This window comes from Hylemonella gracilis str. Niagara R (assembly GCF_000600295.1).
Classification (GTDB): Bacteria; Pseudomonadota; Gammaproteobacteria; order Burkholderiales; family Burkholderiaceae_C; genus Hylemonella; species Hylemonella gracilis_A.
Genome location: NZ_JEMG01000001.1, coordinates 1,411,570 through 1,424,375 on the forward strand (window position 1 = coordinate 1,411,570; position 12,806 = coordinate 1,424,375).

Genomic DNA, 12,806 nt, shown 5'->3' on the forward strand with positions numbered 1-12,806 from the left:
CCGTTTCCCTAGTGCCTGGCCTGGACGCCTCTCGATTGCCATGAACCTCACCATCGCCACCCGTGAAAGCCGCCTTGCCCTCTGGCAGGCTGAGCATGTGCAGGCTCTGCTGCGTGCCCGGGGGCACGCGGTGACCCTGCTGGGCATGACCACCCAGGGCGATCAGATCCTGGACCGCGCCCTCAGCAAGGTGGGCGGCAAGGGCCTCTTCGTGAAGGAACTCGAAGTCGCGCTGGACGAGGGCCGTGCCGACCTGGCCGTGCATTCCCTGAAGGACGTGCCCATGGAACTACCGGCTGGCTTCGTGCTGGCCTCGGTGCTGGAGCGCGAGGACGAGCGCGATGCCTGGGTCTCACCGCACTGCGCCGACTTGGCAGACCTGCCGCGTGGCGCCATCGTGGGCACCTCCAGCCTGCGCCGCGTGGTGCTCCTGCGCGAGGCCTTGCGGGCCCTGGGCCGGGACGATGTGCGCATCGAGCCCCTGCGCGGCAACTTGGACACCCGCCTGCGCAAGCTGGACGAAGGTCAGTACCAGGCCATCGTGCTGGCAGCTGCGGGGCTCAAGCGCCTGGGCTTGGCGGCCCGCATCCGCAAGGTCTTCGAACCCGACGAAATGCTGCCCGCCGCGGGGCAAGGTGCGCTGGGCATCGAGATCAAGCAGGGCGTGACGGTGCAGGCTTCGGCGTTGGCGCAGGTCTTGGCTGCGCTCGCCCACCAAGCGACTTGGCTGCGAGTGGCCGCCGAGCGCGCCGTCAGCCGTGCCATGGGCGGCAGTTGTTCCATGCCCCTGGCCGCGCATGCGGCCTTCCTGAATTCGACCGCGGACGTTGCCTTGGGTGAAGCAGCTGCGCCGCTTGCTGCCGTGGAAGCCTTGGCGCCGCACGGTGGACGCCTGCGCCTGCGCGCTGCCTGGGGTGACGTCGGTGGCCGTCTGCCCTTGGTTCGGGTGGAGGACGAGGCCCCCGTGCGCAATCTGGACGAGGCCGATGCGCTTGGGTTGTCCGTGGCGCGTCGACTGCAAGATGCCGTGCGCCAGGCCGGCGGGGTCTTGCAGGTCTGAGCGCGTGCACCGCTCGCCGCCAGCCCACTCCATGCGCGTCATCGTCACCCGTCCCGCGCGCGAGGCCCAGGATTGGGTGACCGCCTTGCGGCAGTCCGGTTGGCTCGCCGAGGCCTTGCCCTTGATCGAGATTGGACCCGCGCCCGATCCGGAGGTCGTGCGGCGCGCGTGGTCACAACTCGACGCCGATCCGCAGCGCTGCTTGGCTTTGATGTTTGTCAGCGCGAATGCGGTGGAGGGTTTTTTTGCCGAGCGACCGACCACGGCGCCGCCCTTGTCATCCATGCCCCTCCAGGCGTGGGCCACCGGGCCGGGCACGGCCCGTGCTCTGGCGTCGGTCGGCTGGCCCGCCGAGCGTGTAGTCATGCCGGCCCAGGATGCGCCACAGTTCGATTCCGAGGCATTGTGGGCGAGGGTGGCCGCCCTGGTGACGCCGGGTGCGCGCGTGCGCATCGTGCGTGGCGCGGATGTGCCGGACCGGAGCGATACGGCGGCACCAGCGCATGTTTGCGCGTCGGGCCAGCCCGACCAGGTGCAGGCCAGCGATGGTGCCGGCCGGGACTGGTTCGCGCGCCAGCTCCGTGCAGCCGGGGTGGAGGTGGATTTCGTCGTGAGTTATCAGCGCCGTTCGCCCTGCTGGACTTCCGAGGCGCCGCAATGGCAGCGCGCGCGCGCGGCGGCCCAGGGCGACGCAGTCTGGCTGTTCAGCAGCAGCGAGGCCGTGCGTCATTTGCGCAGCCTTCTGCCCGACCAGGATTGGGGTGCGGCGCGCGCGCTGGTGACGCACGAGCGCATCGCGCGGGCGGCGCGCGACGCCGGCTTCGCCGAGATCGCCGTTTCCAGGCCGGCCTTGGTCGATGTGCAAAATGCCTTGATGGCCTGGACGGGCCGGGCGCCTCGATAGAATCGTCGCGATGAGCACGCCGCCCAATCCCATCGGTCCCGAGTCCTCGCCCAGCGAGGCCTCGCAGTCCCACCTTGCGGAGGGCACTCCTCCGGTCGCGCCCCGCAGCGCCCAGCGTCCGGCGCGTTGGCCGTTGTGGTTGCTGGGGAGCTTGGCGCTCTTGGCCCTGGTGCTGGTGCTGCTGCTGGGCGTGCGCCAGCACGTCACCGGAGACCAACTGGCGCGTCAGGCGTCCGATGCCCTGACAGCGGCCACCGAAGCCCGCGCGCTGGCCCAGCAAGGCCATGCCCGCGAACAGGATCTGACCGCGCGCCAGGCTGTGCTGGACGCGCGCTTGAGCGACACGGCGCTGCAGCGTAGCCAATTGGATGCGCTGATGCAGAACCTCTCACGCTCGCGCGACGAATACCTGATGGCGGACATCGAATCCACGCTGCGCCTGGCCCAAGAGCACACGCAGTTGAGCGGCAGTGCCCAGCCCATGCTCGCGGCCCTGCGTTCGCTGCAACGCCGGCTGCAGTCGGCCTCGCCCCGCTTCGCACCGGTGCAGCGCGCGGTCGCGCAGGACCTGGCGCGCATCGAATCCTCTTCTTACTTGGATACACCGGCCTTGCTGGCCAGGCTGAACGAGTTGCTGCGCCTGGCACCTGAACTGTCCTTGGCCAACGCCTACGCGCAGGGCGGCGGCAAGGTTGCCGCGTCCCAACCGCCGAAACCGGTTCCGCCGTCGACGCCGCCGGCCGTCGCAGCGAGCTGGGGCGAGAAGCTGCAAACCTGGTGGCAGCGGCAGTGGGACCATGCCTGGCAAACCCTCAGTGGTCTGGTGCGCGTGAGCCGCATCGACGGACCGGAGGCGGCCCTGCTGTCGCCCGACCAGGCCTTTTTCCTGCGCGAGAACCTCCAGTTGCTGCTGCTCAACGCGCGCCAGGCCTTGCTGGCCCGTCAACCCGAGGCAGCGCGCACGGATCTGCTGCGGGCGGAGTCCTTGCTGAGGAAGTACTTCAATCCGGATGCCGAGGCCACGCGCCAGGCATTGGAGCTGCTGCGTGGTGTCCAGCTTCAGGTGCAGAACCTGAACCTGCCGCGCGCGGACGCAACGCTGGCGGCCTTGACCGCCGTCATGCCATGACGTGGGCTCGAACCGGACCCGTCCCACCAGCAAGGAGTAAGGGCGAGTGATGCGCAGTCTGGTTTGGCTTTTGTTCTTGTTCGCGTTGGCCGTGGGTGCCGCGCTGTTCCTGGCCGATAACGCAGGCATGGTGACGGTCTTCTGGCCGCCTTACCGCTTTGACATGTCGGCCAATTTCGCCGCGCTGGCCTTGCTGCTGGCGTTTGTGCTGCTGCATGCCGTGCTGCGGGGTCTGGCCATGTTGCTGGACATGCCCGCCCAGGCCCGGCGCTGGCGACGCAAGCACCAGGAGCGCGCGCAACAGCAGGGATTGCTGGACGCCATGGCGCACTGGACGGCCGGGCGCTATTTGCGCGGTCGCAAGGCGGCCGAAATCGTGATCGAGCAGACCCGGTCCCTGATGCGCGACGAGCAGGCCCTGCCGCTGAGCATCCGCATCATGGCGCTGGCGCATCTGCTGGCCGCCGAATGTGCCCACGCGCTGCAGGACCGTGCCCGGCGGGACGAACATGCCCAGGCGGCAATGGAAGCCGTGGCCGGAGAATTGGCGGGCTCCGGCGACAGTGTCAACCGCGGCGCGGTGCGCATGCGCGACGCGCAGGAAGTGCGCGAGGGTGTGCAGCTGCGCATGGCGCGCTGGGCCTACGAGGATCGTGACGCCCAGACCGCCCTGCGCCGCATGGATGAATTGCCGCAGGGCGTGGCCCGTCGCCTGGCGGCCCTGCGCCTGCGCCTGCGCGTCACGCGCTTGGCAGGCAAACCGCTGGCGGCGCTGGAGACCGTGCGACTGCTGAGCAAGCACCGTGCCTTCTCGGACACGGCGACCCAGGTCATCGTGCGAGGCCTGGTCTCCGAGGTGCTGCGAGACGCCCATGACCAGACGCAGCTGCTGCAGGCCTGGGAGGCGCTGGAGCCCGCCGAACGCGAGCTGCCCGAAGCGGCCCTGCAGGCGGGCGAACGCATGCTGGCGCTGGGCGAGGGCACGGACAAGGGTGGGAGTGCATTCACGCGGGTGCTGCGCTGGCTGGAGCCGGTGTGGGAACAACTGGTGCGGCCCGCCCTGCCAGCCTCGGCCATCGCGTCGATGTCGGCAGCCTCGGTCGTGCAAGGCGCGGCGACGGCGTCGGCCCTGCGCCTGCGCCTGGTGCTCCTGCTGGAGCGGGGGTTCGATCGCATGCCTCCCGACGCGGCATGGCTGGGGCGCATTGAAACCGCCCAGATGACCAATCCGGGTGATCCCTTGTTGCAATATCTGGCTGGCGTGACCTGCATGCGCCTGAGCCTGTGGGGCAAGGCGCAGCAGTTGTTAAAACAGTCGCTGACCCAGCTGAAGGACGAAGGTCTGCGTCGGCGTGCCTGGGTCGCGCTGGCGCGGCTGGCCGAGCAGCGCGAGGATCCCCAGGCCGCCTTGGAGGCCTGGAAGCAGGCTGCGCTGGGTTGAGTGACCGGGGGCCGGCGGCACTGCCGCCGCCCGGCGTGCCCCCGGCGCACCCCGGCGGAAGCATTGCCTTGATCCCTGGGTTGCATACCCGTGACAGCTGGGCCGCGCCCGGCTACCATGGTTGGCACCATGCCGACCTTGATCGATCACCTCATCCGTCTGACGGATCACCGCGACCGCGAGCCGCTGGACCTGTCTCTGGCCAAGGCCCTGCTTGACCTGACCACCATCCAACGCGTGGTGATCGCGCGCCTGATGGTGGACGAGGAGCAGAAACGCTGGCTGGACAAAGTCACCCTGGACGCCGGCGGCGGAGGGAAGGTGGTGGACCCCCTGCGCGTCAATCTGAAGCGACTGCCTCGTCTGGACGACGAACCCGACCGGGTGCGTTGCCTGCGCGACAACGCGGAGATCGAGGTGGCCTGGGCGGGCGAGGACGGCCCGCGCATCTATTACCACCCCTTGCTGGACGAGGTCCGTGATGACGAGCGAGGGGTGCTCGAAATTCACGCCTCCGGCACGCTCGACGATGGCGCGCGGCAGATCATCGCCCAGGTGCATCATGTGTATCGCAACATGCATGTGCTGTTGGCTTACAGCGACCATGATCCCTTGACGGGCCTGCTCAATCGCAAATCGCTGGATGACACTTTCTACAGCGCCATGCTGGAGGAACTGAGCGGCAACTCTTCAGCGATGGCGAGTTCCGACCCGGCCGCCGTGGCGGGGGATGCGCAAGTTGCGGCGTCCGAGCGTCGCCATCGCGTGCCGCCGAATTACTGGCTCGCCACCATTTCCGTGGACCATTTTCAGCTCCTCAACGACAAGCACGGACATCTGCTGATGGAGGAAAACACGCTGCTGATCACGCGCATCATGAACAACACCTTCCGCACCCATGACCGGCTCTATCGGCTTGGGGGGGACCGGTTCGCGGTCATGTTCCATTGTCCCGAGGAGTCCCTGGCGCAGAATCTGCTGGAACGTCTGCGCAACAGCATTGAGCGTTTCAGTTTTCCGCAGATCAGTCGCGCCACCGTCAGCATCGGATTCACCCGCATTCAGGCGGATGACACGCCGGACGCGGCCCTGGAGCGCACGGAGCAGGCCATCGACTACGCGCAGAAGAACGGCCGCAACCAAGTTTGCAGCCATGCGGGTCTGCTGCGCCGGGGTTTCTTTGGCATGGTGCAGCGCGCGGGCACGGTGGACGTATTCGATTGACGGGGGGCCGGGCCGCGCTCCGGCTGGGCGTAGACAAAAAAACCGCCAGGGTCTCTGGCGGTTTTTTCATGGCCGACCTGGCGCTTTGAGGCACCGGTCAGCGTGGGGGTAGAGTCATTGCTGCTCGAAGGGCAGCTTCAGATCACTCAGATCCTTGCGTGTTTCCACCAGGATCAGCGGGCCTTCGTCGAGCACCACCGGCGCGGGCCGCTCACGCGGCACATGCACGGGCTTGGGTTCAGCGGCGATGGCGGCTTGCACTGCGGCCACCTTGTCGGCGTCGGAATTCACCCATTGCAGACCGGCCGTCGAGGCCACCTCGTTCAAGGCGCTGACGGGCAGCTTGTAGGCTTGCACGCGCGGAAGTCGAGTGCCACTGGTGCTGTTCGCGGATGCGGCCTGGATTTCGGGTGTCCCCAGGGACGCGGCCATCTCCGGGGCGGGTGCCGAGGCTTGCGCCCGGTCGTTGCCCTCGGTCGTTGCCGGCTCGCCCTGTGATTCGCCACTCCGGTTCTGTCCACCGTTGCGCTCACCGCGCTCACGCCGGTCACGACCGTAACGGTCGCGTGAACGACGCTCGCGCGGGGCCTGGGCCGCGCCGGCTTGGCCGGCGTCGTCCACGTCCGCACCAGCACCTTCCACGGCCTGCGCTGTCATGGCTGCGGCCTGACCCGCTTCCAGCATCTCTTGCGAGGCGCGTGGCTCTTGTTCGCCACGACGGGGGCGTTCCTGTCGTTCACGACGCGGTGGCTCAGCGCCTTCGACGCGCTCCGTGCGTTCCTGGCGCTCGCCGCGTTCCGAGCGCTCGGGGCGTTCCGTACGCTCGGGACGCTCAGCGCGATCGCTGCGGCCGTTGCGGGTCGGTTCACCTCGGTTGTCCTGGCGACCGCGTACTTCGCCGTTCTCACGGACCGCACGGTCCTGGCGTTGCTCGCCGCCTGCACCACGGCGGCTGTCGTTGCGAGCCTGGCCTTCACCGCGCTCGGAACGCTCATTGCGTTGCTCGCCGCGTTCGCCACGCGTCTGCTGCTCCTGGCGACCCCGGCCGCCATTGCTGCCATTCGTGCCGCCATTGGCGTTGCCGCGCTGTCGACCTTCGCCTCGAGCCTCCTCGCGTCGGCCTTGACCGTCCTCGCGGCGCCCACCTCGGCCGCCATCACGCCCACCATCGCGGCGCGTGTCTTTCTTGTCACCGTGCGCACGACCCGTCGCGGGTTTCGTTTCCGCACCGCCGAACAGGCGCTTGATCCAACCAAAGAAGCCGCTTTCGGCATCGCCACCAGCGGACTTGGCTGTTTTTGGCGCAGTCTGTTTGGCACCGGGAGCTGCTGACTTGGGCGCGGGGCTCTGGGGCAGGGGCGGAGGCGGTGCATCCGGCAGGAAGCCCTTGAGCACGGGCGTCTGCTTGTTGGTCGGCTCCTGCGAGCGGCGCGTGATGGCGGTGGGATCTTCGATCTCCTCAGCCATGGCGTAGCTGGCCTCGACGCGGTCCAGGCGGGGGTCGTCGTGCTTCAGGCGCTCCAGCTTGTAGTTGGGCGTTTCCAGCGACTTGTTGGGCACCATCAGCACGTTGAGGCGCTGCTTGAGCTCGATCTTGGTGATCTCGTTGCGCTTCTCGTTGAGCAGGAAGGACGCGACATCCACGGGCACCTGCACATGCACGGCGGCCGTGTTGTCCTTCTGAGACTCTTCCTGAATGATGCGCAGGATCTGCAGCGCGCTCGACTCGGTGTCCCGGATGTGGCCGGAGCCACCGCAGCGCGGGCAGGGGATGGACGCGCCTTCGGACAAGGCCGGGCGCAAGCGCTGGCGGCTCATTTCCATCAGGCCAAACTTGGAGATGGTGCCGAACTGCACGCGCGCGCGGTCTTGGCGCAGGGCATCGCGCAGGCGATTTTCGACCTCGCGGCGGTTGCGCGACTCCTCCATGTCGATGAAGTCGATGACGATCAGGCCGCCCAAGTCGCGCAGGCGCATCTGGCGCGCCACTTCGTCGGCCGCTTCCAGGTTGGTGCGGGTGGCGGTTTCCTCGATGTCGCCGCCCTTGATGGCGCGCGCGGAGTTCACGTCCACCGAGACCAGGGCCTCGGTGTGGTCGATCACGATGGCGCCGCCCGAGGGCAGGGTCACGGTACGGGCGTAGGCCGATTCGATCTGGTGCTCGATCTGGAAGCGGCTGAACAGCGGCGCGTTGTCACGGTAGCGCTTCACGCGTGCCGCGTGCTCGGGCATCACGTGGGCCATGAACTGCTGGGCCTGCTCGTACACGTCGTCCGTGTCGATCAGGATGTCGCCGATGTCGCTGTTGAAATAGTCGCGGATCGCGCGAATGACCAGCGAGCTTTCCTGGTAGATCAGGAAGGCGCCCTTGCTGGCCTTGGAGGCCGCGTCGATGGCTTCCCAGAGCTTGAGCAGGTAGTTCAGGTCCCACTGCAGTTCCGGCGCGCTGCGGCCGATGCCGGCCGTGCGGGCGATGATGGACATGCCGTTGGGGTATTCGAGCTGGTCCAGCGCTTCCTTCAGCTCGGCGCGATCATCGCCTTCGATGCGCCGGCTCACACCGCCGCCGCGCGGGTTGTTGGGCATCAGCACCACGTATCGGCCGGCCAGGGAGACAAAGGAGGTCAGGGCCGCGCCCTTGTTGCCGCGTTCTTCCTTTTCAACCTGGACCAGCAGCTCTTGGCCTTCCTTGATCACGTCCTGGATCTTGGCCTGGCTGGGCGAGACGCCTTGGGCGAAATACTGGCGGGAGATTTCCTTGAAGGGGAGGAAGCCGTGGCGGTCCTCGCCGTAATCGACGAAGCAGGCTTCGAGTGAGGGCTCGACGCGGGTGACGACGGCTTTGTAGATGTTGCCCTTGCGCTGCTCGCGCCCTTCGATTTCGATTTCGTAGTCGAGGAGTTTCTGTCCGTCGACGATGGCCAGGCGGCGCTCTTCGGCCTGCGTGGCGTTGATCAGCATCCGTTTCATGGGATGGTTCCTTTGCATCACATATCAGCACACCCGCGCGAAGCGGGAACCGCGCATGCGCGCCTTAGGCGGCCTGCGCAACGGGTGGTGATGCCGGGACTGACGCGAGGAAACGGGGAACTGCCGGGGCGACGTCGACTCAGGGTAAGAGTCGCGGCGCGGGCGTGTGGACGAAGGCGAGGGATGCCGTGGGTACGGCGGTCCGTGTGGCCACCACCGGTCCGACCGGCTTGGGCACGACGCAGGCACCACGCTCGGGCGTGGACACGCGCGGTGGCTGCGCCAGCGCGAGCAGCGCGTACACGACGCGCTGCAGGGGCGGCAGGAGCAGACTCAACAACACAAACATTTCGCTTTGATCCGCCCGCCTGCCCTGATGAATGGCTGTTTCACGATCAGGGCGGACGGGCTGGGGTATTCCGTTCAGGGTTTCCTAACGCAGGTCTTGGCCTCTGCGGGTGGGGGCCACGGCGAACTCGGGTTCGCGCATTTGCCCTCATGGCGGAGGCGGCATCGACCGGCTGGCGCGGCCCGAACTGCCGGTTGATGAAAGCGTGAAATAAAATTCAGGCAAATCAACCACTTACGGCGCGGCGCCAGTGAAACACATTATAGAGGGCAAAACGGCAGGCGTCAGCCTTTCCGCGCAGGCGGCGAGGATGGTGACCGTGGACGAGGAATCGGCCGGTCAGCGCCTGGACAATTTCCTCCTGCGCCATCTCAAGGGCGTGCCCAAGACCCATGTCTACCGCATCATCCGCAGCGGCGAGGTGCGTGTGAACAAGGGGCGTGCGAGCGCGGAAACACGGGTGCAATCCGGTGACGCCGTGCGCTTGCCGCCGCTGCGGCTGTCCGAGCGTGCGGCGGACAAGGCCGAGGCCATGGCGCAGGGCTCCGGGGTGCCCGCCCGGGAATTCCCCGTGCTGTTCGAGGACGAGGCGGTGCTGGCCGTGGACAAGCCCGCGGGCGTGGCCGTGCACGGGGGCTCCGGCGTCAGCTTTGGCGTGATCGAGCAACTGCGGATGGCGCGGCAATACGGGCAGGTCGGCGGCGCCAAGTTCCTGGAGCTGGTGCACCGGCTGGACCGCGAAACCAGCGGCATCTTGCTGCTGGCCAAGAAGCGCAGTGCGCTCAAGGCCTTGCAAGACCAGTTCCGCGAGCGGGAGACCGGCAAGACCTACCTGGCCCTGGTGACGGGCAGTTGGCCCTTGAACAAGAAGGTGCTGGACAAGCCACTGCACAAATACCTGCTGGAGGATGGCGAGCGCCGTGTCCGGGTCGTGGCCAAGGATGATCCGGATGGCATGCGCGCCGTGACCCTGGTGAAGGTAAGACTGCGCTCGGACACTTACAGCCTGCTCGAGGTCACCATCAAGACCGGCCGCACACACCAAATCCGGGTGCATCTGGCTTCCGAGGGGCATGCGATCGCGGGCGACGACAAGTACGGCGACTTCGAGCTGAACCGGGCCTTGCAGAAAGGGGCATCGCCGCTCAAGCGCATGTTCCTCCATGCCTGGCGGCTACAGTTCAGCCATCCGGTCAGCGGCGAGCGCATCGAATTGATGTCCGAACTGCCACCCGACCTCACGCCCTTTCTGAACCACGTTCTGCCACCCACCCATGACTGACCGCCTCCGCCGCTACGACCTGATCGCCTTCGATTGGGACGGCACGCTGTTCGACTCGACTGCGATCATCATGCGCAGCATCCAGGAGGCCGTGCGTGACGTGGGGGGCACGGTGCCCAGCGACGAACAGGCCTCCTATGTGATTGGCATGGCGCTCAGCCAAGCGCTGGCCCATGCCGCGCCCGACGTGCCGCCCGAAAAATATCCCGAACTTGCCGCGCGTTACCGCCACCACTACCTGGCGCACGAGAACGACGTCAGCCTGTTCGACGGCGTGCTGGAGATGCTGGACGCCCTCAAGGGGCGCGGTTACCGGCTGGCCGTGGCCACGGGCAAGAACCGGGTCGGCCTGGACCGCGTGCTGCAAGTCGCGCGGTTGCAGGGCCTGTTCGACGGTTCGCGCACGGCGGACGAGACCGCAGGCAAACCGCATCCCCGCATGCTGCTGGAGCTCATGCTCGAATTCGGCGCACCGTCAGAACGCACGTTGATGATCGGCGACACCACGCACGACCTGCAGATGGCGCTCAATGCTGGCTGCGACAGCGTGGGCGTGAGTTACGGCGCGCACGAGCCGGGAACCTTCCATGTGCTGAAGCCGAGGACGATCGCGCACAGCACGCGTGAACTGCATGCCTGGCTGGACGACAATGCCTGAACACCATCGATCCATCCGTCTCACCCACCAGTCTTGAACACCATGAACGAATCTTCCCGCGACGAACCCCGCTTCGACGAACCCCGCCCCAGCGCACCCGCGGCCGACACTTCCGACGCGTCCGCAGTCTCTGCCAGTGGCTCGGGCGCCGCCGACACCGGGGCGTCTGGATGGACCGATCCCAAGGCGTCGGCGGGCGCCACCACCGCAAAGTCTGTAAAAGCCACGACGTCGTCGGCCCCTGCCGAACCCGGCTGGGAACGCGCCGTGTTGGAAAAACTGGCCTTCGCGTCCTTGAACGAGCAGCGCGCCGCGCGCCGCTGGAAGATCGCCAATCGCATGATCTTTCTGCTGCTCTTCCTGTTCGTGCTCTGGCTGCTGTTGCGTCCCAGTCATCCTGGCACGGCCACGCCCCAGCGGCACACGGCCGTGGTCAGCATCCGGGGCGAGATTTCATCGGACAGCGAGGCCGGCGCCGATCTGGTGCTGGCGGCCGCGCGCGAGGCCTTCGAGAACAGCGATGCTCAGGCCGTGGTGCTGCTGATCGATTCACCCGGCGGCAGCCCCGTGCAGGCCGGCATCATCAACGATGAGATCACGCGCCTGAAGGCCGTGTACAAGAAGCCGGTCTACGCGGTGGTGGAGGAGTCCTGCGCTTCCGCCGCCTATTACATTGCCGTGTCGGCCGATCGCATCTTCGTGGACAAGGCCAGCATCGTCGGCAGCATCGGGGTGCTCATGGATGGCTTCGGTTTCACGGGCCTGATGGACAAGCTCGGCGTTGAGCGCCGCCTGATGACCGCAGGTGAGAACAAGGGCTTTCTCGACCCCTTCAGTCCGCAGACCGCGCCGCAGCGTGCCCATGCCCAGGCCATGCTCGATCAGATTCATCAGCAGTTCATTGCCGTGGTCAAGGCCGGTCGGGGGCAACGGCTGAAGGAAGCCCCCGAGACTTTCAGTGGGTTGTTCTGGACCGGCGAGCAGGCCGTGCAGATGGGCTTGGCGGATCAGCTCGGCAGCCTGGGCTACGTGGCGCGCGAGGTGGTGCAGGCCGAGGCTCTGGTGGACTACACCCGCACACCCAATGTGGCAGAACGTCTTGCCAAACGGTTTGGCGCGGCGGTGGGCGCGGGTGCGGTGCGGGCCTTGCAACTTCAGCCCGTGCTGCGTTGACGCGGTGTCGCGCCAAGCGCGACCTGGAGCTCAGAAGCGCAAGATCCCGCTGAGGGTCGTCAGGGACACGTCGTTGCTCTGCCGGCCCAGTGCATAAGGGCGGCTGTCCCGACCCAGACGCAAGGCGAAGTTGCGGCTGGTGGCGTACTGCACGCCCAGGCCGTAGTTCAAGCCAAAGTCATCCACCGTGGCTGCACCGTCGTTGCCCTCGTAGAGGGCGCTGGTCTGGCTCAGGCCGAGCTTGCCATAAATGGCCCAGCTGTCACGGCTGCCGAGGCCCAGAGGCAAGATGAACAGACCGGCCGCGCCGATGCTGCTGAGACTGAAGTCCGTGCCCGGCGAGTCATATTCTGTCGTGAAAAGGTATGAAACTTCCACCGCGAAATTGCGGTTGAACTGCAAGCCAGCCAGCAGCTGCATGCCGGGCGCGGTTTCGCTGTCGCTGCCAATTTCCGCGTGTGCCAAGCCACCGCCCATGCCCAGATAGGGCCGGGTGCTCTGGGCTTGGGCCGGGCTGGCGATGCAGCCCAGGCTCACCAGCATGGCGGAGATGGCCGTTGCCAGCACGGGGCGGCGGCTGCCGGGAAGAGGGCGTTGGACTTCGGTGTGTTGCATG

11 protein-coding genes are annotated in these 12,806 nt (G+C 67.1%); 8 read left to right on the forward strand and 3 right to left on the reverse strand.

The features are described 5' to 3' along the window. The first annotated feature begins 40 nt into the window (after positions 1-40). The 5 genes from hemC to AZ34_RS06535 all read left to right on the forward strand — a co-directional run bounded on the left by hemC (position 41) and on the right by AZ34_RS06535 (position 5,758). Entirely contained in the window at positions 41-1,060 is a 1,020-nt protein-coding gene (gene hemC, locus AZ34_RS06515) for a hydroxymethylbilane synthase (RefSeq protein ID WP_035611082.1), read from the forward strand. A 31-nt stretch (positions 1,061-1,091) separates the two neighbouring features. Beyond that, positions 1,092-1,964 carry a uroporphyrinogen-III synthase gene (locus AZ34_RS06520; RefSeq protein WP_035606138.1) on the forward strand — a complete coding sequence of 291 codons (873 nt, stop codon included), beginning with the start codon at positions 1,092-1,094 and terminating at the stop codon, positions 1,962-1,964. 10 nt (positions 1,965-1,974) lie between these two features. Next, positions 1,975-3,093, forward strand: coding sequence for a uroporphyrinogen-III C-methyltransferase (locus AZ34_RS06525; protein ID WP_035606141.1), 1,119 nt, complete (start codon positions 1,975-1,977; stop codon positions 3,091-3,093). Positions 3,094-3,142: 49 nt separating this feature from the next. Beyond that, positions 3,143-4,534: a heme biosynthesis HemY N-terminal domain-containing protein gene (locus AZ34_RS06530; RefSeq protein ID WP_035606143.1), complete on the forward strand. Its 1,392-nt coding sequence runs from the start codon at positions 3,143-3,145 to the stop codon at positions 4,532-4,534. A gap of 129 nt (positions 4,535-4,663) precedes the next feature. After that, on the forward strand, positions 4,664-5,758 hold the full coding sequence (locus tag AZ34_RS06535; RefSeq protein ID WP_231495473.1) for a GGDEF domain-containing protein: 1,095 nt from the start codon (positions 4,664-4,666) through the stop codon (positions 5,756-5,758). Positions 5,759-5,872: 114 nt separating this feature from the next. Here AZ34_RS06535 and AZ34_RS06540 read toward each other — a convergent pair whose 3' ends face one another. Both AZ34_RS06540 and AZ34_RS06545 read right to left on the reverse strand, forming a co-directional pair. Further along, positions 5,873-8,728, reverse strand: coding sequence for an Rne/Rng family ribonuclease (locus tag AZ34_RS06540; protein ID WP_035606149.1), 2,856 nt, complete (start codon positions 8,726-8,728; stop codon positions 5,873-5,875). Positions 8,729-8,867: 139 nt separating this feature from the next. Further along, complete coding sequence (locus AZ34_RS06545; protein WP_035606152.1) at positions 8,868-9,077, reverse strand: hypothetical protein; 210 nt, start codon at positions 9,075-9,077, stop codon at positions 8,868-8,870. Positions 9,078-9,327: 250 nt separating this feature from the next. Here AZ34_RS06545 and AZ34_RS06550 point away from each other — a divergent pair, with 250 nt between their 5' ends. The 3 genes from AZ34_RS06550 to AZ34_RS06560 are packed head-to-tail and all read left to right on the forward strand — an operon-like array spanning position 9,328 to position 12,190. After that, a complete protein-coding gene (locus AZ34_RS06550; protein ID WP_035606156.1) occupies positions 9,328-10,359 on the forward strand; it encodes an RluA family pseudouridine synthase in 1,032 nt (343 codons plus the stop codon). Further along, the gene (locus AZ34_RS06555; RefSeq protein WP_035606159.1) at positions 10,352-11,017 is read left to right on the forward strand and encodes an HAD family hydrolase; all 666 of its coding nucleotides are present in this window, start codon (positions 10,352-10,354) and stop codon (positions 11,015-11,017) included. The genes AZ34_RS06550 and AZ34_RS06555 overlap by 8 nt, the downstream gene beginning before the upstream one ends. A 42-nt stretch (positions 11,018-11,059) precedes the next feature. Further along, positions 11,060-12,190: a S49 family peptidase gene (locus tag AZ34_RS06560; RefSeq protein ID WP_035606162.1), complete on the forward strand. Its 1,131-nt coding sequence runs from the start codon at positions 11,060-11,062 to the stop codon at positions 12,188-12,190. Positions 12,191-12,220: 30 nt separating this feature from the next. Here AZ34_RS06560 and AZ34_RS06565 read toward each other — a convergent pair whose 3' ends face one another. Further along, entirely contained in the window at positions 12,221-12,805 is a 585-nt protein-coding gene (locus AZ34_RS06565; RefSeq protein WP_035606165.1) for a porin family protein, read from the reverse strand. Between the last annotated feature and the right edge of the window lies 1 nt (position 12,806).

Excerpts from the sequence above, each read along its gene's own strand:
- AZ34_RS06545 (WP_035606152.1), bottom strand. The coding sequence starts at position 9,077 with ATGTTTGTGTTGTTGAGTCTGCTCCTGCCGCCCCTGCAGCGCGTCGTG.
- AZ34_RS06560 (WP_035606162.1), top strand. The coding sequence starts at position 11,060 with ATGAACGAATCTTCCCGCGACGAACCCCGCTTCGACGAACCCCGCCCC.
- AZ34_RS06540 (WP_035606149.1), bottom strand. The coding sequence starts at position 8,728 with ATGAAACGGATGCTGATCAACGCCACGCAGGCCGAAGAGCGCCGCCTG.
- AZ34_RS06530 (WP_035606143.1), top strand. The coding sequence starts at position 3,143 with ATGCGCAGTCTGGTTTGGCTTTTGTTCTTGTTCGCGTTGGCCGTGGGT.
- AZ34_RS06565 (WP_035606165.1), bottom strand. The coding sequence starts at position 12,805 with ATGCAACACACCGAAGTCCAACGCCCTCTTCCCGGCAGCCGCCGCCCC.
- AZ34_RS06535 (WP_231495473.1), top strand. The coding sequence starts at position 4,664 with ATGCCGACCTTGATCGATCACCTCATCCGTCTGACGGATCACCGCGAC.
- AZ34_RS06555 (WP_035606159.1), top strand. The coding sequence starts at position 10,352 with ATGACTGACCGCCTCCGCCGCTACGACCTGATCGCCTTCGATTGGGAC.
- hemC (WP_035611082.1), top strand. The coding sequence starts at position 41 with ATGAACCTCACCATCGCCACCCGTGAAAGCCGCCTTGCCCTCTGGCAG.
- AZ34_RS06520 (WP_035606138.1), top strand. The coding sequence starts at position 1,092 with ATGCGCGTCATCGTCACCCGTCCCGCGCGCGAGGCCCAGGATTGGGTG.
- AZ34_RS06525 (WP_035606141.1), top strand. The coding sequence starts at position 1,975 with ATGAGCACGCCGCCCAATCCCATCGGTCCCGAGTCCTCGCCCAGCGAG.